Here is a 477-nt window from a genome sequence, read left to right on the forward strand (position 1 = left end):
TTTATGATTATGTTTGATGATCGTATTAGTAAGCACTTAATCTAAATGGCAGTTACACAGAATTCGGGATGGGCTCTAGATCAGAGGTTTCTATTTTATTAGATAGGAGTTTATCTGAGTCAATTGATAGTTTGGAAAAGCTTTCAGTATTAGATTGATTTTTCAAATCATTGCCATTCATATCAGCATTCAACTTTTCATCTATAGATTCAGTCGCTCCGCATCCAAGTAGTAGAATTGATGATAGTAATATTGAATTTTTCATATATTATCCACAGTGACACTTTTTGGTCGGTAAAAGCCAAACATCTCCAAGGTAACCCAATGCATAATCATCCTGATAATTCATTGTAACAACAGTGGCATGCCCTGATTTAGCCATAATAAAAACATCTTCATGCCTAGATTAACACACCAAGTGCAACGCTAAGTAATGGAATAAAACACCTGGTTTGGCGTTTTAAACCCTAATCGTTT

At 34.4% G+C, this 477-nt stretch carries 1 protein-coding gene; it reads right to left on the reverse strand.

The genetic code is table 11. The features are described from left to right. Positions 1-52: 52 nt before the first annotated feature. Positions 53-265, reverse strand: coding sequence for a hypothetical protein (locus AAEY79_RS14205; RefSeq protein WP_201567978.1), 213 nt, complete (start codon positions 263-265; stop codon positions 53-55). Between the last annotated feature and the right edge of the window lie 212 nt (positions 266-477).

It is taken from the genome of Psychrobacter sp. GW64-MNA-CIBAN-0177, from assembly GCF_040309585.1.
GTDB classification, from domain to species: domain Bacteria; phylum Pseudomonadota; class Gammaproteobacteria; order Pseudomonadales; family Moraxellaceae; genus Psychrobacter; species Psychrobacter okhotskensis.